Below are 24,507 nucleotides of genomic sequence, written 5' to 3' on the forward strand. Positions count from 1 at the left end.
TCAGCCTCCGACGATGGACTTGAGAACAGCGACGATGACCGGTGCCAGCACCGCCAGCGCATAGCCGAGACAGGCGGCGCGGAAGGCAGTCTTGGCCTTCTCGGTCTCGGCGGGATCGCCGCCACCGAGCAGATAGCGCGCACCGGCCACGGTCAGGCACAGCGTCGCCAGCCCGGCAAGAATCCCCATCACCCAGTTGCGGGCGTTGTCGATCACCTCATCCAGCGACGAGGCCACCGCCAGCACCACGGTCTGCGGAGGCACGGCCGACGCCGATCCGGCCGTCAACACCAGCAGCGCCACGGTGGTGCAGACCGCCGCGAGGATCGTGGCCCACCGCCGCAGAACCGGCTGCCGACCCGGCGCCAGTAGCGCCGCACTGAGGTGTCCTCGGTTCGCGTTCATGCGGCCACCTGCCCGTGCTCGGTGCCCGAAGATTCCGGTGCCGGGGTGTCCTGTTTCGGCCGGCGACCTCGCCATGGCGCGGACCCGGTGTGCGGTGCGGGTGCGAGGGTGGTGACTGCCTGCGCTTCGACCGGGCTGGTGTTGCCTACATCCAGGTCCAGGGCTCGTTCGGTGAGCCAGGCCGCCAGCCGGTCTTCGGCGCGGCGACGTTGCTTGTGGAGTTTCCATAGCGATTGGCCGCGTTCGGCGGCGATCGCTGTCAGTGACCGGCCTTCCCACCGTGAGACCGCGATGAGTTCCGCCGCGTCCTCGGTGAGGACCCCGACGGTCACGGCATGGGCGAGTACCTCCTCGGGATGGCCAGGTTCGGCGATCATCGACCGCGCCTGCGTCACGAGCGGACCGAGGTCGCCGTCGATGTCGCCCGCCGACATCGCCCCCGATTGCTGCTGATTCGCTGCCTTGCGTGTGGCGCGGTAGGCCACCCACCGCAACCGATGCCACACCCCCGGCCGGTCTAATGCGACGCGGCCGAGGGAGGAGAGGAATTCCGTCAGTACCTCCGACTCGACATCGTGGCGATGGCTGCTGCCCACGGCGGCGTACTCTCTCGCGGCCCTGGCCAGCATCGGAACCGCCAGGCCGGCGCACACCAGCATCGCGTCCTCGCTACGGGTGCGAGCACGTTCGATCAGCCACACCCAGATCGCGTCGATCTCGGCGATCGGCACCGCAGGATCCCACAACCGCTCACGCAACCCGCCCCACGACTCGACAGGGCCCGCGACCGCTGCTGCCGGGCTCGGCACCGGTCGCGGATCGGTGGGCAACCGCTGATCGGTGATCCGGTCGAAACTCGACCGCACCACCCCGAGCGGCGAACCGCCCGATCCCGCATATTTCACGAATTCCGAATGCGTCACCAGTAACTCCCTGCTCGGTGGAACAATTCCGACCTCACAACGACACCAGCGACCCCTATCCGAAACGCATCCAAACCACATCCAAACCGCACCCGAAACACACCCAAGCCACCCCCAAGACCTATCCGCGCCCGACCAGCGAACAATGGGCGACCGGTCACTCTCGACCGCCGACCATCCGAAGAAGACGCCTCTACCAGGACTTGTGTATGCGCGGATGCGGTTTGGATGCGGTTTGGATAGACCGCGGATAGAGCACCTGCCCACCGAGGCAAACCACCGAAAAAGAATCTCGAAAAAATTTCCGGTACCCCCGAACCGAAGCACTTGCCGGTTCTCGTCATTCAGGGAAATTCTCCAGACTTGTTCGAGGAGCGTTGTCCAAAAATCGGCTTTTCGGCGGAAGTAAGCGAGTACACACCGCTCTCTCGTCAGGAGTCGTTATGACCGCCAGTTCTCGCCGACCCCGCTCCGCTACCCCCACACCCGCAGTGCGTGTCCCCTCAACCTTGTGGGCGGTCGGTACCGAGGCCCTCGATCCCGACGACCGCTGGCCCGGACCGGTCCTGGCCCACACGATCCGGGAGTTCTCCGAGCCGGGCTCGCGAGTGATGTTGATCGGCTGGCCGGCCCCGACCGGCCGCGGCAGGCTGCGGATGATCGAGCCCGACACCGCCCACGCCCTCGCCGCGATCCGCGATCTGGACCGCCACAGCCTCGATGCCCCCACCCACCCGAGCGATCCCGGTGAACCGGTGAATCTGGTCATCGCCAGCCTGCTCGCCGACCACTTCGACCCGATTCGAGCCGCCGAAAACATCACCACGCTCGCCACCGAAGTGATGGCGATGGGCGGTTTGCTGGCTGTTCTCAGCCGCTGCCGCCACAGCGATTCCGGGATCCTGCTGGACCCGGCCGGTTCGGTCGTGGCTGCCGCCCAGGCCGCCGATCTGCTCTACCTCCAGCACATCATCGCCGCCCCGGTCACCGGCCACACCATCACCGTCCCCGCGCCCGCGCTCGCCGAGCAGACAACGCCCGGCATTCCGCGGCACAGCGTCGCCCATACCGATGTGCTCGTTTTCCTCCAGCCCGAACACGGCTGACCCCTACCCCGACTCGGCATCTCGCAGACCGCTCGATCAGTGAAGGACCACTCGATGACTCCTGAACCCACCACCACCGCCTATACCAACTCGGTGACCACCACGCCCACCGGTCCCGTCGATGCGCCGGTGTCGGTGTGGGCGACCGCTCAGAACGCGCCCGCCGCGCAGCGGCGGGGCCGCTATCACCCCGACAGCACCGCGCACCCGGCGAAGATGTTCCCCGCGATCGTGCAACACGCGGTGACGACCTACACCCGCCCCGGCGGCCTCGTCCTGGATCCGATGTGCGGGATCGGCACCACCCTCGTCGAATCCCTGCACCTTGGCCGCCGCGCCGTGGGCGTGGAATACGAAGCCCGGTGGGCCGAACTGGCGCGCACCAATATCGGTCTGGCCCGCGAGGCGGGGATCGATCTCGATGCAGACGTCTACCACGGCAACGCCCGCAAACTCACCTCCCTGATTCCGCAGGAGTTGCGGGGGCAGGTGGATCTGGTGATCACCTCCCCGCCCTACGGCGACTCCCTGCACGGCCATGTCCGCGCCAACGGCGCTGACCCGGTACGCAAGACCAATCACCGCTACGGCGCGGTGCTCGACCGCGGCAACCTCGCCAACGTCGGCATCGGCCGGCTGCTGTCCGGATTCACGAAAATCCTCGCCGGTGCCGCCGAGTACCTTGCCCCGGGCGGGCATGTCGTGATCACCGCCCGGCCTTGGCGCCAGCACGCCGAACTGGTGAACCTGCCCACCCATTTGTTCACCTGCGGCGAGCTGGCCGGGCTGGTCCCCGTCGAACGGTGCGTCGCGCTGCTGGGGCGGCTGTCCGAGGGCGAACTCGTCGCCCGCAGCAGCTTCTTCCAACGCGACTTCGTCGTCAAACAACGCACCGCCGGACTGCCGATCCACCTCATAGCGCACGAGGACGTCGTTGTTCTACGCAAGCCGGACTCCGCTGCCGCCACTACCGAAAACCGCAGGGCACGTCCACGATTCCCCTACGGTACTACCCCGCTCCAGGGGACGAGCGGTAACGACGAACCGGGGTCGGTGGCGGCGTGAACGCGTCCGTCGCCAGCCCCGAGCAGGGGTGGCTCGGCCGGGCGCTGCTCGCACCCGGCGCGGCAGCTCGCGACCTGGCCGAGGTAGTCGAACAGGGGCTCGGATCGGCGGCCGAGCCTGTCGGGATGCTGGCTGTGCTGGGTGCGCTTGCCGCGGTGGGAATTCTGGGCCGGTGGCGTCGGCGCCGGCTGACCGCAGGTGCTCGCCAAATCACCGTGCTCACCCCACCCGAGGTCGATACCAAAGGCGCGCTCACCTTCTGGGCCCATTTGATCGGCCAATTGCGCCCGGCCTGGGCGCGGCTGCTTTTGGGGCAACCGCATATCGGGTTCGAATACACCGTGACCCCGGAAGAGGGGGCCGCGATCCGGCTCTGGGTGCCCGGCGCGGTCCCACCCGGGCTCATCGAACGCGCGATCGCCTCGGCCTGGCCCGGCGCGCACACCGACACCAGCGAACCCGCCCGCCCCCCGCTACCAGCGGCGGCGAAAGGCGTGGAGCGGATCGTGACCGGAGGCGAGCTACGGCTGGGACGGCGCGAAGGGCTCCCGTTGAGCACCGACCACGCTGGCGATCTCGTGCGTAACCTGATCACCGCCGCCGACGACCTCGCACCCGGGCAAGCCACCTGCGTGCAGATCCTGGCCCGCCCGGTCACCGGCCGCTGCGTCGCCCGCGCCCTCCGCGCCGCAGCGAGCACCCATGCCTCGACAGGAGTCGTGGCCGGGCTGCTGCGCGAGGCGTTGAATCTGCTCACCCCCGGCACGAGCACCGCGCGCCCGACCCGGGCCGGGGGCCTTGGTGAGCGTCGGGGCAGCGACCGGCAGGCGGTGATGGAGTACAGCGCCGCCGCCCGCGCAGCAGCCGTCAAAGCCCGGGGAGCGCACTGGGAAACCGTGGTCCGCTATGCCGCCTCGATCCCGGTCGCCGACGACCCCGACGACACGAACCCGCGAGCGCAGGCGCGGGCGGTGGCGCGCGGGCGCGCCGACGCTCTGGCCACGGTGTTCGGGGCGTGCACCGATCACAACTACTACCGGCGGCGTCGCCGCCTCCGCGTCGCGACATTGATCCGGCAGAGGCGGCTGGGACGCGGGGATGTGTTGTCGGTGCCCGAGCTGGCGACCATCGCGCATCTGCCCACCGAGACCGGGCTACCCGGCCTGCAACGCGCCGGAGCCCGCGCCCTATCCCCCGCCCCGGAGATCCCGGTCGGCGGGGAGCACACGAAACCCCTGGGCATGGCCGATACCGGTACGCGCCGCCCGGTCGCGGTCAAGATCTCCGACGCCCGCCACCACTTGCACATCCTCGGGCCCACCGGCGTCGGTAAATCGACTCTGCTGGCGCGCACGATCCTCGATGACGCCGAGGCCGGGCGCGGGGTGATCGTCGTCGACCCCAAGGGCGACCTCGTCACCGATGTGTTGTCGCGGTTGCCGGCGCGCATGGGTGAGCGGGTGGTGCTCTTCGACGCCGACTCCACCGCCCCACCACCGTGCGTGAACCCCCTGGACATCGGGCGGATCGGGCGGGCGGGAATGGATCTGGCGGTCGACAACCTCGTCACCGTCTTCCACCGGATCTTCCACCAATGGTGGGGGCCACGCACCGACGACATCATGCGCGCCAGCCTGCTCACCCTGTGTGCTCAACCCGGCACCGCCACTCTGGCCGACCTGCCCCGCCTGCTCACCGAACCTGCCTTCCGTGCCCGCGTCACCCGCACCACCAAAGACCCGGTCCTCCGCGGATTCTGGGACAGCTATGAGACGCTGTCCGACACCGGCCGCGCCCAGCTCACCGGCCCGTTGTTGAACAAGCTGCGCGCGTTCCTGCTGCGCCCGTTCGTGCGCGCGGCCATCGCGGGCGGGCCCTCCACGGTCGAGTTCGCCGACATCTTAGACCAGGGCGGGATATGCCTGGCGAGACTGCCGAAAGGCTCGCTCGGGGAGGAGACCAGCCGCCTGGTCGGGTCCCTGCTCGTGGCACGCACCTGGCAGGCCGTCACCGCCCGCGCTCGGGTGCCCTCCGCCGAGCGGCCCGACGCCGCGCTCGTACTCGACGAGGCACAGAACTTCCTCAACCTCTCGACGCCCATCGAGGACATGCTCGCCGAAGCCCGCGGACTGCGGCTGTCACTGCTGCTCGCGCACCAGAACCTCGGCCAACTCTCCCGCGAACTACGCGACGGGATCTCGGCGAATGCCCGCAACAAGGTCGTGTTCGCCGTCAGTCCCGACGACGCGCGGGATCTGGCCCGCCATACCGAGCCGTGGTTGTCCGAGCACGACCTGTCCCACCTCGATGCCTTCCATGCCGCCGCCCGCCTGCTGGTCGACGGCCGCAACGCCCGCCCATTCACCCTCACCACCCAACGGCTGCCCGCACCAACCCCGGGACGTGCCCGCGAAATCGCCGCCGCCGCCCGCGCCCACCTCACCACACCGGCACACACGCCCGACCCCGGCCGGGCGCCGGTCCTCGACCGTGACGAGAAGCCGAACCCTGCACGGCACGACCCGCGCCGGCGCTAGCCATCCGACCCGGCCTCTCCGAGAAAGGTTGCCGTAGCGATGATCTCTCGACCCGATCGGCAAGAAGATCGACGCAAGCCCCGCCCTGAGACCCGCGCCGCGCAGACCGGACCGGTCGACATGACCGTGCTGGTGGCGCGGTTGACCGAGCGTGACCGCTGGATTTTGCGGATGCTGCACGAGCACCGCGTCCTGACCACCAACCAGCTCGCCGCACTCGCCTTCACCAATACCGTCATTGCGTTGCGGCGCCTGAACCGCCTGCACCGCTACGGTGTCCTGGAACGGTTCCGGCCCTTACGCACCCGGGGCAGCGCACCGATGCACTGGGTCCTGGCCCCGCCTGGAGCCAGCGTGCTTGCCGCCGAAGTCGGCATCAGCGTGCGCGAACTGGGCTACAACCACCAACGCACCCTCGCCATCGCCCACAGCCTGCACCTGACCCACACCCTCGGCGTCAACACCTGGTTCACCACCCTCACCGCACACGCACCCCACGACGAACGCGGCCAGCAAGCCCGAGTACAGGCATGGTGGTCACAAACCCGCTGCCAACGCCTCTGGGGAGACCTCGCACGCCCCGACGCCTTCGGCCGCTACACGCTCGCCGAGGCGACTCTCGATTTCTTCCTCGAATACGACCTCGCCTCCACCACTCTGACCCGGGTCGCTGCCAAACTGCACGGCTACAGCGAACTGGCCCGCACCACCGGAATCCCCACCCCTGTGCTGCTGTGGACCCCGACCACGATGCGTGAAGCCAACGCTCGCACAGCCTTGCGACAAACCTGGCAACGCCTCCCCGACCCCGAAGCCGTACCCGTCGCCACCGCCGCCGCCGAACTCCTTACCCCAAAACCCGAGGCCAGCCCCGCCGACCAGGTGTGGCTACCGCTGGACCGTGACAGCGATCGGTTACGCCTGCACGAACTCGCCACCGTGTGGCCAGGGCGCACCCCGCCCGCCGACGAACTCCACAGCGAGCAGAACTGGGCGCCTTCGGGCGGGCTGATCCTCCTGGCCCCACCACCACCCACTCCACCGCTCTACGAGTCATGGTGAACCGCTGATGCTGGTCAAAGCACTCGGCGCGGGCTGCGCAGCGGTCGTGTTCCTCGTGGTCGTGATCGCGGCCGTGGTCACGACCGTCATCGTGTTCGACGAGTCTCTGTCCACCCCGGCCCCGGAAGCCTCGACCGGCACCGGCTCCACCCCGAGCCCAGAAGCCCGCCACGACATCCCGGCGGAGATGCTGGTGCTGTATCAAGCCGCGGCCCAGCACTGTCCCGGATTGGACTGGTCGGTGCTCGCCGCGATCGGCAAGATCGAAACCGACCACGGCCGCTCCCCCCTCCCCGGAGTGACCTCGGGCGAGAACTCCTCCGGTGCTGGTGGGCCGATGCAGTTCCTGGCCTCGACCTTCGACGCCGTGACCACCCGCCACCGGCTGCCTGCCGGCGGGGAGAGCCCGCCCTCGCGCTACAACCCGCACGATGCCGTGCACGCTGCCGCGTTCTACTTGTGCGACTCCGGCGCACCCGCCGACCTGCGCGCCGCGATCTTCGCCTACAACCACGCCGACTGGTACGTCGACCAAGTCCTCGATCAGGCCGCCCGCTACGGCGCCACCGACACCCCCGGCGGGGGCGACTGCCACACCCAGACAGGCACGAACCGTGCTGCCGCGCAGATTATTTCCTTCGCTTGTGCTCAGCTCGGACAGCCATATGTCTGGGGTGGCAACGGGCCCGAATTGAGCGGGGGCTGGGACTGTTCCGGACTCGCCCAGGCCGCCTACCGGTCCGCCGGAATCGCTCTCCCCCGCACCACCTACGACCAGGTCCACACCGGCCCCACCGTCCCCGAAGCGGGGCTGGCCTCTGGGGATCTGCTGTTCTACGGCACCGCTGTTGACGTCCACCACGTCGGTATCTATCTCGGGAGCGGACAGATGATCCACGCACCCACTTTCGATGAGCCCGTCCAGATCTCGCCCTACCGCTGGACAGGCGACGACTTCTACACCGCTACCCGCCCGTCCAACGGCTCGCCCACCCACACCGAACCCCGTGCCGTGCCCTGAACCGGCATGCCCGCGCCGCGCCCCACTCGCTTCGGACTCGCCGTGAAAGACGGCGCTCGGCCCATCCACCCGACAAGGAGATCCTTCATGCGCATCCGCCCTACCTGCCATCGGCCCGTCAGCACGGGCCGCCGCGTCGCCCACGCAGCATTGTGTGCGGCCATCACCACCGCCACGATCTCCGGCGCCGGTGTCGCCAACGCCGACCCGACACCCGGCCCCGCTGCCGCGAACTGCCCACGGTGGACCGCACTGCTGGTACCGGGCACGTTCGAGACGACCCCTGCCACCGGTTCGAGCGGGCCGGTAAGGGTGCTCCCCCAGGTCGCAGACTCGCTGACCACCCGCTACGGCACCGATATCGAGGTCCGCACACTCACCCGCACCACCGACACGACTCACTCCCCGACCGCATCCCCCGGCGAACCGGCGCTCACCGCAGCGCTGTCGGCGTTGTGCGCGCAGACGCGCGTAGTCCTGGCCGGGCATGCCGAAGGCGCCGCTACCGTCGGTGACCTCGCCGCGGCGATCGGCAACAGCCACGGCCCGCTCCCGGCCTCCCGAGTGGTGGCGGTCGGTCTCGTCTCGGACCCTCACCGCGACCCGAGCACCCCGCAGTTGGGGACCCCGGTGGCCGGCCGCGGCGTCGCGGGCCCTCGTCCACGGGACTTCGGCGATCTCACCGGCCGTGTCCGCACTATTTGCCCCGCCCAAGACCCGTACTGCTCCACCACTGCTCGGGAATCGACCGCCCTCGATGCGGTCGTGGGCGCCCTTACCGCCACTCCGGCCCCGGGCGCGGCCTCGGCGCAGCCGCGGACCACCACGACGACACCGGCCACCGCCTCGGCTCAGACGGGGGCGCTCACTCCTGCTCAGGTGCTCACGCAGGTGGTCACCGTGGTGCACGGGCTGGCCGCCTTCGCCGCGAACGTGCCCGCCATCGTCACCGGCCTCGCCGAGCTACCCGCTCTCCTGGGCCGTGGTGATGTTCCTGGGCTGCACCGGGTCGCGGGGAATCTGAACAACCAGTTCCACCCGCTGGTCGCAATGACCGCCGATATCGACCTGCGGCTGGTGGCGCGCGCCCTGGCCCTGGCCGCGCCGCTGGACAGCACCGGCGTGGCCACCATCGCCTCCGAGGTCGTCGGGCTCCTCGCCGGCCTCGACATCACCCGCATCGCCGAAGGAGTCGGCCGTGCCCAGGAGATCACCTGGACCGCCGCCGAAATACTGGTCGCCGGGGACCCCCTCGGGGCCGCGCTGGCGCTATCGGGAATGGCCCCGATCGCCGCCGACCTACTCGCCGCCACCGCCTCGGCGTTCACCGGCACACAGTTTTCCTCCCTGGCCCAGACCTACACCGCCACCACCGGTACCGCCCCGGACGATCCGGCCCGCACAGACAGTGACACGGGCGCGCCCACCGGTCACGACACCGCCGTCGCGCTGCTGGCGAACTGGCTCACCCAGACGATCGACGCCACGAAATAACCCGCACACCACACGACCAGCCAAACGACGAACGGGGTGGGACCGAGCAGATGCTCGGCCCCACCGGCGGTTTCAGCGAGCAGCGGCTAGAAAGTGAGCGGCAACACAGCAGGTGGCGTAGCCGAGGCACCGGTGGCCCGGAATCGCCACGACGGCACCTGCCTGGGCGATTCGACTGTGTCGGTCTGGTCACCGGTCTCGGTGTCGGCGCGGCCGATCACCAGGGCGGGGGCCGCACTGACAACCGCACGGGCGGCGCTTTCGGGGTCGGTGTAGGCCGTGCCGGTCAACGGTCCTGTCACGATCCGTGTTGCGCCGGTGAACGGGAAGAACTCGCCCTCGGTGCGCGCCATCCGATAGTGCACGAACACCGGCACCCACGACGCCAGGGCCGGGTGGACGCGCAAGCGCAGCTGACGGTCGGCCTCGGCCGACACCGCAAGCCACAACTCGAGACTGTCGGCGGCGTGCGGGGAGTTGGCGAACACGCGATGCAGGGACTCCGCCATAACAGCCGAGTGGGAAGTAGTGAACATGGTCAAGCACCTTTCGAAGAGATAAATTGTGGGAGCGGTGCCGGGCTCCCCGGAGCTAGGCTCTCCGGGGATCCCGGCATCGTCTCGTCAGGCCGAGGCGAGGGTGAATCGTTTGGGCGCCGTCCTTGTTTGGCGCGCGGTCCCGCCCTTGGTGAGAGTGGCCAAGGCGTTGTGGACCGCGCCGCTGGAACGGTCGAGTGCCTTGCCGATCTCGTGCGGGCTGAACTCCTCGTCCGGGTGATCGCGCAGGAAATCCTCGACCTGCCCCCGCAACGCACCCGAACGCAACCGGGGGCCCGACTCCGGCGGGGCCGCTGCCGGATCATCGCCCCCGGTCGGGGTAATCGGGGTCGTGTCGGCGCTCTCGTCGCCCGTGGGGCCTGCTACGGGCGTGTCTGCCTGCCCGGGATCGGCGGGCGCGGGGTCAGCGGGCGCATCGGAGTCGGTGCTCGTCGTGACCGCCTCGACGGCCGGTTCGGGCGCAGCCGGTTCGGAGGCTGCCGGTTCCTGTGCGGTGGCGGGCTGGGATGCAGCAGCGGGTTCGGCTGTGGTCCATGTTTTGGCCGCGCGGGGCGATTCGGGGTCGCTGTGGGAGCAGACAGCCCCGGCGGTCTCCCAGCTGAGCAGCGCGCGCCGGGCTGTTGACACCCCGACCCCGGCCACATCTGCCAATGCGGCCGTGGTGGATCCGGGGTGGGTGCCCAGCGCGGCCCACAGCGCCGCGTCGGTGTCGTTGCGCAGCACGGGCACACCAGCGTCCCCTGATCCACTGTCCGGGGCGGCAGCGGCGGTGTCAGAGGCCTGATCGGGCGTGGCGGATGCGGGCGCCGTGGCGTTCTTCTTACGTGTGGACATGACAGTTCCCTCCAGCAATGTGGTTCGGGTGAATGAGTCATGTCCCGGCCGGGACGGCAACCGCACCGGATCGGGGTGAAATTCCCGGGGTCGGTGTCATCGCCGCTCCTATGAACGCTCGATACCCCGGTCGCTGTCAAGCGGATCGTGAAAAGAAAATTCCGCGCCCCGAACTCCTCTCATCGGAACCCGAAATAGCTTCGGCACGAGTGGAATCAGCCTGAACGACACCCCTCGGGCGAGCCGACAGGGCTCACCACAGGCGAGTCCGCCGGCGAACTGCCGCGGGCGGTTTCAGTGACCAATTCGGCTTCTGCCCGATCACCGCGCACACCGGAGAACGGCTGGCGCCCGCACCACCTGGGCCGTCTACCTCACCGCCGCGACAGGCACCGGCGACACATCAGCGAGCATCCTGCCCAGGGCCACTATCAGTGATCCTGGCGGTTGCGCCACGGCGGCACGGGCATACTCCGTTCCCCGGACGTGTTCTTTTCCTGTTCGCGCTGGAGCTGGTCACGTTCGCGGCGTACCTGTTCGGCGAGGTCGTAGATCGTGTCCAGATCAGCGGTCGTACCGCCCATCACCTCGACACCGGTCATGCCGTCCTCGACGTCGTGATCGCAGTTGACGATCTCTTCAGCGGCGTGTCGGGGGCACCCGGGGACGGTCACGAGGGTGTCGTCATCGAAGATCCTTACGCGCACACGGACCTCACCGCCATCGCAGAGTGAGTACCCCCAGCCCCGGCGGCGGGAACGGTCCGCGCCGAGGAGGCAGCCTCTACTGTGGACGGCTTCGGCCGTCATGGACAGTATGTTGGCCGCGTCCATGGCCGATTCGAGTCGGTCGCGTAGCGGCCCGCCGGTGGTCCGTTCCAGCCCATTGAGTGTGACGCGCACTCCGTAGTAGGCCGCGGCAACGGTCGTCCACTCCATACAGTGGAGGTCGGCGTCTTCACGAACGCGGTTCAGATCGTCGAGTACCTCCCGGATCGTTGTGCGGAATTGCTCGTTCGCCTCGTTCTGGGTCAGCCGGTGCCGCTGCCAGGAGGGCACGACCACGGTCGTCGGCTTCAGCTTGGCGGACCGAAGCGCACGGACCCTCGGCAACAAGACATCCGCCGCGGCAACGACGTCGGCACAGGTCGGATCCGCCAAGCCGTCTTGGCCGAGCTGTTCGGCATCCTCGCGACGCGAGTACTTTTCGACTCCGCCGATCTCGAATTTCACGGGCCGCAACCACGAGTTCTTCTCGGCCTGCTCGCGGACTCGCGCAGTGCTTTCGTCGCCGCGCATGAGAGCTTGCCTGTATTTCACGCCGTCCTCGGCCTCGATCCTGCGAGCCCGGCGTCGCCGGCGCGCACTGGTGTTCTTCGGCATGTTCTCGTCCATTCCCGGCAGAGGTGCCCACGCCACCCTGCCTGCGACGAAATAAGCATGCGAACAGGGGAAAGGTGTGAACGCGGGCCCCGGGAAGGACCTTGGCCATCAACGTCACCGAACCGGCGTGGGCGAGGCAACTCAGGCGAGGAAGAGGAGCGCGTGCGCGGCCTGACACTCCATGCGGAGCATATCCTCCCGACACCCAGCGAAAGACCGAACTTCGCCGAAACAACCACGGCAATAGTGCACGGGCGGAATATCGGCCGTTCCCGGGGTGGCGTGACCACCCGGTTCATGATTCGCCGACTTCCGGGCAAGGGACAGCAGGTGATCGAGGTGTCGCCCGCCACCGGGCCGCGCAGAGGGCCCGCCTGCCCGGCGGCATGACTGGCCTGCAAGAGGACCGACGGCCATGGCAGGGCGATGACGACGTTTGAAACCTCGGGGTGGCCGACGAGGTTGGGGCCGCCCCAACCTCGTCAGGTGGCGGCTAGGGTTTGTCGATGGACTCGGCCGGGAGTATTTCGAACGGGTCGCTGTCGAGCAGGATCAGCGAGCGCCCGTTATCCCAGTCGACGTGCATCTGTCCCCAGGCGTGGCGCGCTGAGATGGGTGACGGTGCCGGTGGCGCCGAGTTCGAAGGGGTCGGGGTCGCCGGGCAGCGGGTCGGTGATACGGACCCGGTCGCCCACGCTGGGGGTGGTCGTCATAGGCGTGTCTGTCGTGCAGTCGTGGCTGGTCGTGGTCGTGAGGTCGAGTCGGAACAGGCCGGGCTCATGGGGTCGCGGACGAGTGAGGGCCGTGTCGGCGGTAGCGCGGATATCGGTGGCGTAGCGGATGATATCGAGATCGAGGTCGTGATCGGCGACCGGGTTGCCGTGGCGGTCGCGGAATCCGGCGACACCGAGGCCGCCGTAGGGTTCCCAGTCGAACAACACCGTGGTAATGGCGGGATGACGGTCGCCGATCTCGGCTGCGACTAGTTCGAGGACGGCCTCGGTGATGCGCTGTTCACGCACCGGCCCCAGCGGCAGCGCGAACGCCGCTGCCAGCCGGGCCCGTGCCGAGTCGGCGGCACCGGGACCCGAGCGGCCCATGGCGGCGGTGGGGTTGTGGGTGGGGTGGTTCATGTCGTGTCCTCCACCGGGTGTGGCGGTGGCCTGTTTTCGTGGTTGCTGTTCGTTGGCCGAGGTTCGGTCCGGCCGGGTAGTGCCTGGTTTCACCGCTTCTGGGGGCGCGGTGCGGGACCGCGCCCCCATGGCGGTGTGGGTTATGCGTTGCGGACTGCGGTGGTGGCGGCGCGGCCGATGGCGGCGGCGGTGGCGGCCGGGGCGGTGACTAGGTGCACGTTCACCCCGGTCAGCGGGTCCGGGTCGCTGTCGGCCGGTGCGAGCCACAGCACCGCGCACCCGGTGCCGCGCAGCGCATCGACCCGCCGCTGGGCACGGTCGCGGTTGCCGCCGCTGTAGTGGCCGTCGGAGATGATCACCAACAGCCGGGTCGCGCCAGGCCGGGCCAGGCCGAGGGCACCGTCGAGGGCCTCGATAGCGGCATCGATGACGTGGAGGTAATCCGGGCAACTGAATTCGGTGACCCGCGCGGGAGCGGTGCCGGGGTAGGTGATCGGTTTGACCGAGCCCCCGAACGTCACGGTCGCGGTCTCGGCGGGCATGGTGGCCAGCTCGGCCGCGCGGGCGATGATCCACGCGGCCGAGGCCACCGGGGCGGCGTACTCCCCCATCGAGGAGGACACGTCACAGGCGATACCGACCCGCAACGGTTGCAGCGGAACGGTTTTGCGTGTGGTGCGGGTGAACGGTTCGGCGGTCGGGATGGCCCCGGCGGCGCGTTGGGCCTCACGCGCCAGCGCGCCACGCATCCGCAACCGGCCCGGCGGCAGCGCGGAGGTCGTGCGCACCGTGGTCCGTTCCCGAGTGGCGGCGGTGTTGAGGGCGCGGGCCAGCACCCGGGCGGCGGTGTGCTCGTCCGGGCGGGCGGCGCGGGTCCGTCGCCTGCTTGCGGTCCGGCCCCGGCCCGACCCGTCGCCGAACACCTGCCGCGCTTGCGCGGCAGCGTCGTTGGCGGCGCGTTGCGCGGCGTCACGGGCGGCGGCAGCGACCTCGGCGGGGTCGGGTTCCACCGGCGAGGCAGCGACTGCGTCGCCGATGTTGGCAACGGTGTCGCCGATCGCGGCCCCCAGCGGCGAGTCCGGTACGGGGTCGGTATGGGGGTCGGGGCCGACGATATCGAGCCAGCGCTGCCCGAGCTCGAGCATGGCGGCGGCGTCGGTGTCGGCCACGGTGTGGGCCTCGCGCCAAATGGCCTGCAGTTTTTCGAGGGTGTCGGTGCCGAGGATGGTCTCGATCGCGGTGGCGGCGGGCGCGCATTCCGCCTTGTCGAGGATGCCGCCGTCGCGGCGGGCCAGGATGAGGGCTGCGTTGACGGCCGCGTTGTAGGGGGTGGGCGGAATCCGTGAGGTGGCGATCGCGCCGCCGTTGTCGCCGATCACGATCTCGGTGGCGCTGGCACGCAACCAATGCCGGTCATCGGGGCGCAGGCGTATCTGGGCGGCCTCGATCCGGGATTCCTCGAGCAGCATCGCGGCATCGACCACCCCCGGGTGCGCCACCAGCGGCGGGGTCCACCTCGTGTGCTTGGCGTGTGCGCACTCGTGCACAAACGCACCCCACACCGCCGGGTAGCGGTTGCGGTCGCTCGTGCGTTCCGGGCGGGCGGTGGCGGGGTCGATGGCCATGCGGGTGCCGTCGATCTCGATCGCCGCACGGCCCGGCATGAACACCGCCGGGTGCCCGAAAGCAGCACCGGGGGCGATCGTCACGGACAAGTCCTCACGGTCGGCGATCGGCGGGGCCTCGGCGGTCATCGCGGCCGAGAGCGTGGCCCATCCGCCGGTGACAGGCACAGAGGCCGAGGCAGGTGCGGGCGTAGCGGGGGCGGTCGTCGGGGCAGCAGCGGCGGCGGGGGCGGGGGCGGGGGCAGTGATCACGTGGCCGGTCATGGCGGGTAACGCCTTTCGTAATGTGTGGTCGGAGCTGGGCGGGGTTAGAGGCGGGCGCCGAGGGCCAGGGGTTCCAGTGAGGTGCCGAACACCGTGCGGACCACAGCGGCCACGAAAGGGCGGTCGTCCTCGGGGGCGGCGCCGAGGAGATTCGCGGCGGCGGTGTTCGTGTCGGTGGCGGTGGCGATTTTCTGGAACGCCAGCAGTTCGCGCAGCTGCGGCGCCCACCCGACCTCGCCTTTGGCCTGCCGCTGGGCCAGCGTGCGCGCCACTTTCACGGCCCGCCTGTCGACCCCGAGCTGTCCGGCGAGGTCGTAGTCGCTGCCGACCTGCACCTGGAACGCGAACCGGGAGGCCAGCGCATCGGACAGGATCGCCCCGTGGACCCCGGGGTTGTGTCCGGCCACCACGAAGAACCCAGGCTCGGCTTTCACGACCTCGCCGCCGTGGGCTTTGATCACGATCTCGCGGCGGCCGTCCATCGCCGGGTACACCACCGACAGCACGGTCGGCGGAATGAGAGTCGCGTCGTCGATGAACAGCACCCGGCCCTCACGCATCGCGCGGACCAGCGGGCCGTGCACGAAAACGAAAGTTCCGTCGGGGTTCTGGGTGTACTCGCCCACGAAATCGGCGACCGTGGTGTCCCCGTCACCCTGCACGGTCAGCAGATCCCCGTAGGCGGCCTCGATCAGCGAGGTTTTGCCCGTTCCTGGCGGGCCGTACAGCAGCACCGGGACCTCGGCGGTGCGCATCGTCTGCAACACATCCACATCGGCGCGCCCGGCGAGCTTGCGCACGTGGTAGTCCTGCCCGTTCGGGCGGACCACCGTGTTCCCGGTGCGCGCCGGGGTTTTGGGTGTTGTTTTGGCTTTGGGTGTTTTGCGGGGGCGTGGTGCGGCCGGGGTGGCGGATCCGCCGGGGGCCGGGGTGGGTGCGGTAGGCGTGGTGGCGGGGGCCGGGGTAGCGGCGGAGGCGGTGTTTGCGTTGGCGCAATAGCGGCGCGGTGAGGCCGAGGTGCGGTCGGCGTGCCCGGCGGCGGTCAGGGCCTCGAGCGCGTTACCGACAGCCCCGGACGACCGCGCGAGGGTTTTCGCGATCTCACGGGGTGATAGCTCGTCACCCGCAGCATCCACTAGCGCACCGGCGACCATGCGCCGCAATTCCCCATTGCCCAAACGAGCACCAGTTGCGGGGGCCGGGGTCGCGTTGCTTGCCATTTCATCTCCTGAAAGTTCAATCCCATTTCACGCACCAATGCGCGGATCGTGGCATACGTGTAGCGAGGCCACCAATAGGATTTCCGTTGATTTCCCGGCGAATTCCGGGAACGGCTCGACGCTAGCTCGACTCACAGTGTGCTCACAACCCGAAAAGGACGAAATATTTACGGAATTCCGCCTCGACCACGCGAATTCGACCGCGCAAGACAGGGAAGAAATGCGCGCGCCACCGAGGCCGGCCGTGTCGGTGTTTCAAAAAGGAATAACCGATTCAAGCCGGACAGAAGAATAAAGAATGGGCAGGGAATGGAGATAAGTGGATTCAGAGGGGGTGAGAGGCGGTTACCGACAGAGTGAAAGCCGGACAGACGCGGGCACACGGGCCGCCCGAGCATGTCTATACAGCTTTGTGCATAGACAATCCCGGGTAACACCCCGCCGGATACATACCGATCTACCTGCTATTTTTGCACGGCAGGGTGGTCCGGTTTGATCATTGCACCGAATAGTGCACGGAACCTCACCACCGAACAGCGCACGGATTATTTTTCATCGAACCACCCCACCTTCGATCGAGCCACTGCACAGAAACCGCCGCCGATCAGCTGCCGGAGATAGTCTCTGATCGATGTCGTTCAGAATATGCCGGAAAATGCGGGCACAGGCAATTTGGCACCATTCCCATGATCGTAGCAATGACATTTACGCGACGATCGGTATTCGCCGAATACAGAATGCCGGGGCTGGTTCTTCTCTATTGGGTGGTGCGGCGGAGCTGGGCGAGGAGTTGCCGAGTCTCAGCGCTGGGGGTTTGGCCTATTTCGGCTAGGGTGCGGGTGAGGAGCGAGTAGGTGCGTGCGAGGGCGGCGTATTCGCCAAGGCGGGCGTGGAGGCGGAGAATGTCTTGCCAGACGGCTTCGTTGTAGGGGTCGTTCTCGGCGGTTTTCTCGAGCAGGCCCAGGGTGGCACGCGGATCATTTTCGGTATTGCGGGCGGCCAGCCAGCTCAAGGCGTTGAGCGCGTTGCGTCGTGCCGATTCACGTAGCGCTTCTGCCCAGGTCTCGGTGAGGTCGCTGGCCAGTTCGCGGGTGGCCAGGTCCGCGATACGGCGGGCCGCGGCGACCTGGTCGGTGTGGCTGCCCGCGCGGCGTTCGGCGACGGCGGCGTTGAAGTCCCAGTAGTCGACGCCGAGCACTGTGCTCTCCAAGCGGCAGTGCAGCCGGTCGTCGGTGACCAGCCCGGTGATCTGCCCGCCGGTCACAGCGCTGAGGGAGGTCCGTAGTCGGCTCATGGTGTTGGTGAGCGCGCTGGTGCCCCGCCCGGGTGGGCGTTCACCCCACAACATGTCGATCAACTGAGCCCGCGATAGGCCGTCCGGATGCAGGGCGAGCACCGTCAGCAGCTCACGAACGCGGGGCTGAAACTGCGCGGTGACCTCCACACCCTCCGCAGCGCCCCGCGCACTCCAGAAGATCCGTGTAGGCCCGAACACCCGCAATACCAAGGCAGGCGCAGCCTCGTGCGGCGCCGGAACCGGTGGAGAGTCCGTGGGTGCGATGACGAAGCCGGGCTCGGGTGCCGCGGCGAGTTCTTCCTCACCGAGGTGGCCGGCATCTTCGCGCCCGCGGCCGAGGACTGGGTCGGGGGCTGGCGGCGGTGCAGTGGGTTCCGCGACCGCTGGCCCGGGTGTGCGCGGGTCCGGTGTGGCCGCTGGTGGCTGTTCGATGCGGTAGATCGTCGGAGGGGTGTTCTGGTGGCGGGTTCGGCCGTTGCGGCGTGCGGCGGCCGTGGCGAGCTGTTCTGTGGGCTGCCTGTCACCGCGGGCGGGGGTGCGGAGACGGATGTTCAAGTCCGCAGCGATGTCTCGGGCTGCCGGGAGGAGGGGCGCGCCGCGGCGGCGGCGTGGCGCGCGGGTGCCGTGCAACAGCGCCTCGGCGCGGGCCCGGCTGTCGGGCAGGGCACCCAGCAGTGGGAGCCCGAGGGCGGCAGCGAACTCACCGCGGGCATCGGCACCAACGAGGACGATCCCCGGGTGGGTGCTGTGGCGGGCGAGTACGCGGATCCGGTGGGCGGCCGAATCAGAGTCCCAGTGATCAGAACGCACAACCACCAGGCAGGCATCGGCAGCAGCCATCACCGGCTCTATATCCGAATTCGGCTCGGGGGCCCCGCAATCGGCGAACACGGTAGCCCCGAGGTTGCGCCAGCTCGGGGACGGACCGGCCAACAGCTCAACGGTGAAAGCCGCGCGGCCGGGATCGCGGTGAGTTGGCGCGGCCAGCAGCGCCTGTCCGCCGGGTAGGAACTGCACGTGCCGGGCCAGGCTATCCGGGTCGATCGGCGCACCGGTGGTGACCATGCGGGCCAGGCTCGCCAACCCGAGATATGGGTCAGCACCCGCCATGTCGGCGAGCTGGCCGCCTGCGGGGTCGGCTTCCACGATCAGAGTGGGTTCCGGACCGGGCCAGGTGCGGGCGAGAGCCAGGGTGGTTGTGGTGGTCCCGGCGCGTGGACTCAGGCCCGCGACCGCGATCAGCAGCGGCGCCTGCGGGCCTGTGCGCACAGGTGAGGCGTTCACGGTGCCAAACCGGTGGTCGGGGTCATCCTTGCCTCTGGATATTGGTGATCAGCAAGGCACGGCCCTCACCAGGGCGGGTATTGACGACTTGGAGGTAGTCGATGCGTTGCCCCTCGGCGCGCAGTTCGACGATGTGCACGTTCGCGGTGGTCGCCGAGATCGGGGTGATCGCCACGCAATGCGTGGTGCCGCGCGGGATCGACACGATGCCGGCGGCGAGCCCGTCGAAGCCGATCCCGGACTCGGGCGCCAGCAGCCGCATCGCCGCCTCGGCGTCGCGGCTCAGATAGTAGGCAGCCTGGAATGAGGCGATCACGCCGGGCACCGTGGCGGGGTCACCGGCATGGTCGGTGACCACCGTGCCCGACAACCCGGTACACGCGCCCTCCGGCGCGGGTGCCGGGCTCGGAGACGCCGTGGTGACCGCTGGTGCGCCTGCCTCACAGGAATCAACCGATAACGCCACCACACCGATCAGGATCGCGACGACAGCGGCCGGCACCGCCCAGCCCCCGGCCGGTAGCCGATTCCGCACCGCGGACCATCGTGCCCGATGGCCACCGGTGACGCCGGTGTCGGGAGTCCGCGGCAGTGCGACCAGCCAACGGTCCTCCGGCAGTTCGGGGTCCGGGTCGGGATCGGGCACGGCGTGCAGCTCGGGCGTGGGTCGTTGCTCGTCCAGCCACGCCCAGGCGTCGTCGTCATCGGGTGGTGGGTCGGGGTACTTCATTCACCTCGCCTCGTCGGGGTTGATCTCGGGTCGGTGGGGATTGCTCCGGGGGCCTGCCCGCACCCGGCAGGGGGAAGAGCGGAGGTGCGGGCAGGGTCCCCCGGAGGGGTCAGTGGTGGCTCGTGTGCTCGGCGCCCTCCTCCCCCGCGTGGTAGCCCTGGACGGGTGTGGTTGCCGGTCGGCTGGTGATGTTGTCGGCGAGCCGGGCGAGGACATCGCTGATGGCCAGGTGCGCGGTGGAGCGGTGGTCGGCGTCGTACTCTCGCCAGCTCACCGCGGCGCCGCGTTGCCGGTAGGCGATGAGTGTGCGTCGGCCGGCGTGCACGGGCACGATCGGGTCGAGTTCACCGTGATACAGGTGCAGGGGCGTCGCCGGTGTGACATGGGCGAGGGTCTCGAGCGCCAGTACCCGCCGCCACCAGGGGTCGTTCCAGGGATCAGGGCGCCGACACCAGTGCGCCAGCGGGTGGGTGAACTGTTGCAGCAGTTCGATGCCCGTGAGGTGCTGTGCTTCGGCTGCGGCGGCGATTCCGTCCTCGGTGAGTACGTGGCGCAGGGGAAGCGGGTCGTAGGCGCGTGCCAGCCCGATCAGCGCGGCCAGTCCCAGTCCCGGGTCCGGGCCCTGGCTGATGACCGGTGCCAGGGCGGCGAGGTCGGAGGCGACGGCGCCGGCTGCGGTACCACGCAGGTCCACCTCGGGCGCGTACCACGGATGCACCTCCCCGGCAGCCGCAGCTACTCGCCCACCATCGGCATAGCCCCAGACCACCACCGGGGCGATAGGTAGATCCAGGTTCGCGCCCCGGTAGACGGCTCGGGCGAGATCGAGCACGAGCCTCGCGCCGGCACGGGCGGCGAGGAAGGCATGCGGACTGGGACCGACACCGAGCCCGTGGCCATCGGGGATGGCCACCACCCATCCCCGCTCCAGGGCGGCCTCGATGGCGGCGGTGTCGGGTTCGGTCCCGGTCGCAAGCAGTTGCGACGGCGCGCACACACCTCCCAGGCCGCGGAAGGGCGGGCAATACACCAGGATCGCGGTCGTGCCGGGCTCGGGGACCGCATCGGGGATCAGAACGATCGCCGAGGCCGCAATGAGCTGGGAGCGGGAATTGGTGGAGACGTACACAATCTGCCACGCTTCCGCGGCGGCCTCGATTTGCGGGGTGAATACCGCGCGGGTGCGCATGAGATCGCCGGGCCGCAGCCCTTCGCGCAGGTTCGGTGTCTGATAGAAGTCTATGATGTTCACGGGTGGCTCCCGTTCGAGGTCGTGGACGAGGGCGGTCAAGCGGTCTCAGGGTTGTGGGTCGGGGCTGTGTGGGCTGTCAGGAATTCGGCAGCGTGGTCGAGGGCGTCCTCGGTGGTGGCGGTGGCGGTGTGGTCGCTGGGGTATTCACGCCAGCTGACCTGTACTTGAGCTGCGCGGTAGTCCTCGGCGAGTTGTCGGCCCATTGCGATGGGGATCAGCGGGTCGTTGCTGCCGTGGTAGAGGTGCACCGGGACCTGTGGGAGGTGTCCGCTGCGGTGTTCGGTACGCAGGACATAGCTCCACATGGGGTCGTTCCACGGGTCGGGGCGTTCGCACCAGCGGCTCGATGAGCAGGCTTGATGCTGTGCGAGCAGCCCGGCCACATCCAGCTCCCCCGCCTGCCGGGCGGCGAGCGCACCGAACGGGGTGAGCAGGTGGTCCATCGGCAGATGGGAATAGGCGCGTCCCAACCCGGCCAGTCCAGCCAGCACCAGCCCGGCGCACGGGGCGCCATCGAGAACTCGGGCCAGCGAACGCAAATCGGTGGGAACGGCGCCGGCGATTACTCCGCGTAAGTCGACATCGGGGGAATATCGTGGGGCGAGTTCGGCAGCCCATATTGCGGCGCGTCCCCCGTCGGCGTAACCCCAGACCACCGAAGCGGTCGTTGCCGCGTCGGGGCCCAGGAGTTCGGGAACTGTACGTACCAGGTCGAGTCCGGCGTGCGCTGCTCCTGCACCCGAAAGCCACAGATGCGGGCCGCCACCGGTTATTCCGAGGCCGATCCCGTCGGGTACTGCGACGGTCCAGCCGTGGGCGAGGGCGGCCTGGATCTGTGGGGCTTCGCTTTCGGTCCCGGCAGCCAGTTTCTGCGACGGCGCGCACTGGCCACCGAGACCGTGAAAGGTCGGGCAGTACAGCAAGACCCGAGGCCCGCCTGCGGCTGTTGCGGGGTCGGGTAGCACTACAGTTCCCGAACCCGGGACCGGGACCCCGAACCCTGTGCGCGTGGCATACACCACCTGCCATGCGGTACTCACGCCCGCGAGACCGGGCAAGGTCACCGGGCGACGTCGCAGAATTGTTCCGGCTGCGGATTCGAAGCCAATAGGCGGTGCGTCGTAGAAGTCGTCGGCCGTAGCCGTGGCGGTGTCCGTCAAAATGATCCTCCTGCGAGGTCGTGGGCCAACGCGGTCATCCAGGCGGCGCCCGAAACGAGGAGTCCGCCGGTGGCGTAGTCGGTATGCGCGGCCACGGTGCCGGCGAAGCGGACCCAAACCGCCGGGTCGAGCAGTGCGGCGTTATCGGCCAGCAGCTGCCCCCATGCCGCACCGAGCTGCCCGACCAGGGCAGGGACAACATTTAGCGGGTTCGTGGCGACGGTGGCGGTGATCGCGTTCCATCGGGCCGACGCCGCGGTGTGCTCGGCGGGCCCCGGGGTGGGGAGTCGGGGGTCGGCGGCGTCGATCAGCCTTTGTGCCAACGGCACCGTGGGCTGGTAGTCGACGCGGCCGGGGGTGAGGTGGAAGTCGTTCAGCAGCACGGTGGTCCACGCGTCACCCAGCGCAGCCGACAGCAGCGCGGCCAGCGAGTTCACCGCGGCCAGCGGGTCACGCAGATCGGCTCGCGCGGCGATCTCGGCGCCGAGCCGCAGCAGCGCAGCTCGGTCCGGCGCCGAGCACGCCAAGTCCCTCTCAGCGCAAAAATCGGCAACCCGGCCCGTCAGCGTCCCGTAGCCGGTGCCGCGCTCGGCGATCCCGGACCCCGGCGCAACCGGGGCACTCATCTGCACACCCGCGACCGCCTCACCTGATGTGCCCGGCGCAGGGTCAGGGGACGATTGCCCCGGACGACCGGGAAGCACTGGTGAGGAATGTGTCCGGTCCGGGTTGGCGTACAACGCGATTCCTGCGATCTGCTCGGCCGGGACCGGTCCGCTGCCTGCGCCGATATCGCGGGCGAACCACGACACCGCCTGCGCGCCTTGGGAGTACCCGACTGCCGCGATCGCCGTCTCGGGACACGTGTCGGCGAGCTGGGTGACTGCCGTGTCCAGCCGGTTGCGTGCTTCGGCGACCGACACCGTGTACGGGGCCGCGCCTCCACCGGGCACCGCGCCACCGAATCCGGCGCTGTAGGGAATGTAGCTGCGGGTCACCAAACCGGGTGCTGCCGCCAGGACGGGAGCGATCAATGCCCCGACGACACCCGAATCCGTGCTCGGGTCCGCGGTCGGGGAGGACTGGCCGGTGCCTTGCACCCCGAAGATGTGCAACCTTGCGCATTCACTGCCTATGGGGGCGGCGGAAGCCGGAATACTCACCACAGCGACGGCAGCCAGACATACTCCGGCTACCAGCGCGGCAACGGCGCGGTGGCGGGTTCTGTTCACAGCGGTCACTGCTGCCCGACCCCGACGCCCGCTCCGAACCCCGCACCCACGGTGCCACCGGCCAAGGCGCCCGCAACCGCGACCGGAATGCCGGCGATCGCCGCCCCCGCGGCGGCTCCGGCCGCCGCGCCGATCGCGGTCCCGGCCACGCCAGAGGTGACGGTGCCGATCACCGGTATCGGTACCACGGTGCCCAAAGCGGCCCCGGCTATTCCTCCGACGGTGCCTCCGATCAGGCCACCGACCGCCGCACCAGCGGCAGCTGCCGGAATACCTACGGCGGCGGCTCCGGCCGCGCCGCCGAGACCGGCACCGGCCAGGGTGGCGCCGCTGACACGGTCGGAGCGCCCCGCCGGGATACCGACCGAGTCCAGCGCGGTCGCGACCTGAGCTTCAGCAGTCGCCGCGGCGCCGTTGATGGTGTCGCGGACCTCCGGCGGCACCCACGGCGGGCTGGGGGCCTGCCACTGACCGATCCGGATCGTGTCCGGCGGAGGCGCAATCGGGGCCACCGCTGGCACCGGAGCGGGCAGATGCAGTTGCTCGATCCGCACCGGCTCCACCGGCTCCTCGATCGGCGGGGCCGGACGCGAGGGCGCCTCATTACGGACCTCCGGCGGCTGCGCGTAATACACCGGCGGCTCCGGTGCAGGAGGCGGTGGAGGGGGTGCGCTCGTTCCCGGTTGGGCGGGACCCGTGACCCCCGGCTGGTCAGCGATAGACGCCGGCAACGGACCCGCCGCGGACGCCGTCCCGTGTGCAGCCACCAACACGGCAACGGGCAATGCCGCAGCCAATGCGATGCGGCCACCAGAGGCAAAGGCGATTGGCCTATACCGTTCGCAGTGCGATTCACCGCACCGGCGCTCACGACCATTCCGTAACGGCTGAGGCTGCAAGAACGAAATCGGGTATCGGTAAAAA

At 69.3% G+C, this 24,507-nt stretch carries 20 protein-coding genes; 6 read left to right on the forward strand and 14 right to left on the reverse strand.

Translation table 11 applies throughout. The features are described 5' to 3' along the window. The gene (locus tag NS4_RS26345; protein WP_245665741.1) at positions 1 to 405 is read right to left on the reverse strand and encodes a pilin; all 405 of its coding nucleotides are present in this window, start codon (positions 403 to 405) and stop codon (positions 1 to 3) included. Beyond that, entirely contained in the window at positions 402 to 1,328 is a 927-nt protein-coding gene (locus NS4_RS26350; protein WP_063062192.1) for a hypothetical protein, read from the reverse strand. Before NS4_RS26350 ends, NS4_RS26345 begins: the two co-directional genes overlap by 4 nt. A gap of 443 nt (positions 1,329 to 1,771) precedes the next feature. Here NS4_RS26350 and NS4_RS26355 point away from each other — a divergent pair, with 443 nt between their 5' ends. From NS4_RS26355 to NS4_RS26380, 6 genes are all read left to right on the forward strand, one after another. After that, positions 1,772 to 2,434, forward strand: a complete 663-nt coding sequence (locus NS4_RS26355; protein ID WP_157106255.1) for a hypothetical protein — start codon at positions 1,772 to 1,774, stop codon at positions 2,432 to 2,434. A gap of 54 nt (positions 2,435 to 2,488) precedes the next feature. Then, positions 2,489 to 3,499, forward strand: a complete 1,011-nt coding sequence (locus NS4_RS26360) for a TRM11 family SAM-dependent methyltransferase (RefSeq protein WP_063062194.1) — start codon at positions 2,489 to 2,491, stop codon at positions 3,497 to 3,499. Next, positions 3,496 to 6,036, forward strand: coding sequence for a helicase HerA domain-containing protein (locus NS4_RS26365; RefSeq protein WP_157106256.1), 2,541 nt, complete (start codon positions 3,496 to 3,498; stop codon positions 6,034 to 6,036). The genes NS4_RS26360 and NS4_RS26365 overlap by 4 nt, the downstream gene beginning before the upstream one ends. 39 nt (positions 6,037 to 6,075) lie before the next feature. Next, positions 6,076 to 7,098, forward strand: coding sequence for a replication-relaxation family protein (locus NS4_RS26370; RefSeq protein ID WP_084487740.1), 1,023 nt, complete (start codon positions 6,076 to 6,078; stop codon positions 7,096 to 7,098). 7 nt (positions 7,099 to 7,105) lie between these two features. Beyond that, positions 7,106 to 8,119: a C40 family peptidase gene (locus NS4_RS26375; protein ID WP_063062196.1), complete on the forward strand. Its 1,014-nt coding sequence runs from the start codon at positions 7,106 to 7,108 to the stop codon at positions 8,117 to 8,119. Positions 8,120 to 8,206: 87 nt separating this feature from the next. Continuing rightward, positions 8,207 to 9,613, forward strand: a complete 1,407-nt coding sequence (locus NS4_RS26380; RefSeq protein WP_169811816.1) for a cutinase family protein — start codon at positions 8,207 to 8,209, stop codon at positions 9,611 to 9,613. A gap of 86 nt (positions 9,614 to 9,699) precedes the next feature. Here NS4_RS26380 and NS4_RS26385 read toward each other — a convergent pair whose 3' ends face one another. The 12 genes from NS4_RS26385 to NS4_RS33720 all read right to left on the reverse strand — a co-directional run bounded on the left by NS4_RS26385 (position 9,700) and on the right by NS4_RS33720 (position 24,218). Next, positions 9,700 to 10,149, reverse strand: a complete 450-nt coding sequence (locus NS4_RS26385; RefSeq protein ID WP_157106257.1) for a hypothetical protein — start codon at positions 10,147 to 10,149, stop codon at positions 9,700 to 9,702. Positions 10,150 to 10,236: 87 nt separating this feature from the next. After that, positions 10,237 to 11,004 (reverse strand): hypothetical protein, encoded by a 768-nt coding sequence (locus tag NS4_RS26390; protein ID WP_157106258.1) that lies wholly within the window; start codon positions 11,002 to 11,004, stop codon positions 10,237 to 10,239. A 431-nt stretch (positions 11,005 to 11,435) separates the two neighbouring features. Then, the gene (locus NS4_RS26395; protein ID WP_157106259.1) at positions 11,436 to 12,386 is read right to left on the reverse strand and encodes a hypothetical protein; all 951 of its coding nucleotides are present in this window, start codon (positions 12,384 to 12,386) and stop codon (positions 11,436 to 11,438) included. Between the two features lie 566 nt (positions 12,387 to 12,952). Then, the gene (locus NS4_RS26400; protein ID WP_063062201.1) at positions 12,953 to 13,519 is read right to left on the reverse strand and encodes a hypothetical protein; all 567 of its coding nucleotides are present in this window, start codon (positions 13,517 to 13,519) and stop codon (positions 12,953 to 12,955) included. Positions 13,520 to 13,659: 140 nt separating this feature from the next. Further along, complete coding sequence (locus NS4_RS26405; RefSeq protein WP_245665743.1) at positions 13,660 to 15,408, reverse strand: VWA domain-containing protein; 1,749 nt, start codon at positions 15,406 to 15,408, stop codon at positions 13,660 to 13,662. A gap of 44 nt (positions 15,409 to 15,452) precedes the next feature. Then, entirely contained in the window at positions 15,453 to 16,628 is a 1,176-nt protein-coding gene (locus NS4_RS26410; protein WP_063062203.1) for an AAA family ATPase, read from the reverse strand. Between the two features lie 757 nt (positions 16,629 to 17,385). After that, a complete protein-coding gene (locus NS4_RS26415; protein ID WP_157106260.1) occupies positions 17,386 to 19,209 on the reverse strand; it encodes an AfsR/SARP family transcriptional regulator in 1,824 nt (607 codons plus the stop codon). Between the two features lie 22 nt (positions 19,210 to 19,231). Beyond that, the gene (locus NS4_RS26420; protein WP_063062205.1) at positions 19,232 to 19,939 is read right to left on the reverse strand and encodes a DUF8176 domain-containing protein; all 708 of its coding nucleotides are present in this window, start codon (positions 19,937 to 19,939) and stop codon (positions 19,232 to 19,234) included. A gap of 109 nt (positions 19,940 to 20,048) precedes the next feature. Then, the gene (locus NS4_RS26425) at positions 20,049 to 21,191 is read right to left on the reverse strand and encodes a lipase family protein (RefSeq protein ID WP_157106261.1); all 1,143 of its coding nucleotides are present in this window, start codon (positions 21,189 to 21,191) and stop codon (positions 20,049 to 20,051) included. 35 nt (positions 21,192 to 21,226) lie between these two features. Beyond that, positions 21,227 to 22,351 carry a lipase family protein gene (locus NS4_RS26430; protein ID WP_169811817.1) on the reverse strand — a complete coding sequence of 375 codons (1,125 nt, stop codon included), beginning with the start codon at positions 22,349 to 22,351 and terminating at the stop codon, positions 21,227 to 21,229. Then, positions 22,348 to 23,583, reverse strand: a complete 1,236-nt coding sequence (locus NS4_RS26435) for a cutinase family protein (RefSeq protein WP_245665745.1) — start codon at positions 23,581 to 23,583, stop codon at positions 22,348 to 22,350. The genes NS4_RS26430 and NS4_RS26435 overlap by 4 nt, the downstream gene beginning before the upstream one ends. Before the next feature lie 5 nt (positions 23,584 to 23,588). Beyond that, a complete protein-coding gene (locus NS4_RS33720) occupies positions 23,589 to 24,218 on the reverse strand; it encodes a hypothetical protein (RefSeq protein ID WP_063062208.1) in 630 nt (209 codons plus the stop codon). Positions 24,219 to 24,507: the final 289 nt, after the last annotated feature.

This window comes from Nocardia sienata NBRC 100364 (assembly GCF_001613205.1).
Classification (GTDB): Bacteria; Actinomycetota; Actinomycetes; order Mycobacteriales; family Mycobacteriaceae; genus Nocardia; species Nocardia sienata.

What these genes read in the sequence shown, in the direction of transcription:
- NS4_RS26345 (WP_245665741.1), bottom strand. Translation starts at nt 405, where the DNA reads ATGAACGCGAACCGAGGACACCTCAGTGCGGCGCTACTGGCGCCGGGT.
- NS4_RS26355 (WP_157106255.1), top strand. Translation starts at nt 1,772, where the DNA reads ATGACCGCCAGTTCTCGCCGACCCCGCTCCGCTACCCCCACACCCGCA.
- NS4_RS26360 (WP_063062194.1), top strand. Translation starts at nt 2,489, where the DNA reads ATGACTCCTGAACCCACCACCACCGCCTATACCAACTCGGTGACCACC.
- NS4_RS26370 (WP_084487740.1), top strand. Translation starts at nt 6,076, where the DNA reads ATGATCTCTCGACCCGATCGGCAAGAAGATCGACGCAAGCCCCGCCCT.
- NS4_RS26375 (WP_063062196.1), top strand. Translation starts at nt 7,106, where the DNA reads ATGCTGGTCAAAGCACTCGGCGCGGGCTGCGCAGCGGTCGTGTTCCTC.
- NS4_RS26380 (WP_169811816.1), top strand. Translation starts at nt 8,207, where the DNA reads ATGCGCATCCGCCCTACCTGCCATCGGCCCGTCAGCACGGGCCGCCGC.
- NS4_RS26385 (WP_157106257.1), bottom strand. Translation starts at nt 10,149, where the DNA reads ATGTTCACTACTTCCCACTCGGCTGTTATGGCGGAGTCCCTGCATCGC.
- NS4_RS26390 (WP_157106258.1), bottom strand. Translation starts at nt 11,004, where the DNA reads ATGTCCACACGTAAGAAGAACGCCACGGCGCCCGCATCCGCCACGCCC.
- NS4_RS26395 (WP_157106259.1), bottom strand. Translation starts at nt 12,386, where the DNA reads ATGCCGAAGAACACCAGTGCGCGCCGGCGACGCCGGGCTCGCAGGATC.
- NS4_RS26400 (WP_063062201.1), bottom strand. Translation starts at nt 13,519, where the DNA reads ATGAACCACCCCACCCACAACCCCACCGCCGCCATGGGCCGCTCGGGT.
- NS4_RS26405 (WP_245665743.1), bottom strand. Translation starts at nt 15,408, where the DNA reads ATGACCGGCCACGTGATCACTGCCCCCGCCCCCGCCCCCGCCGCCGCT.
- NS4_RS26410 (WP_063062203.1), bottom strand. Translation starts at nt 16,628, where the DNA reads ATGGCAAGCAACGCGACCCCGGCCCCCGCAACTGGTGCTCGTTTGGGC.
- NS4_RS26420 (WP_063062205.1), bottom strand. Translation starts at nt 19,939, where the DNA reads ATGAAGTACCCCGACCCACCACCCGATGACGACGACGCCTGGGCGTGG.